At 67.0% G+C, this 221-nt stretch carries 1 pseudogene; it reads left to right on the top strand.

From position 1 onward, the window contains the following. Positions 1 to 221, top strand: a pseudogene (locus HB634_RS22775) (adhesin); the annotation flags it as partial.

Genomic DNA, 221 nt, shown 5'->3' on the forward strand with positions numbered 1-221 from the left:
TTCTCGACCGCCAGTGGTTCGCAGGCGACCGCCGCAGGTGATCAGTCGGTCGCCAACGGATTCGGATCGACGGCGTACAGCGCGGGCTCGACGGCGATCGGTGCCGGTGCCAGCGCATCGGGCGAAGGCAGCATCGCGATCGGCAACTTCGCCGAAACAGGGTTCGGGTTGTTCGGCCTCGAGAGTGCCAATGCGGTCGCTCTCGGCACGAACAGCTGGGC

It is taken from the genome of Luteibacter sp. dw_328 (assembly GCF_018449605.1).
Classification (GTDB): domain Bacteria; phylum Pseudomonadota; class Gammaproteobacteria; order Xanthomonadales; family Rhodanobacteraceae; genus Luteibacter.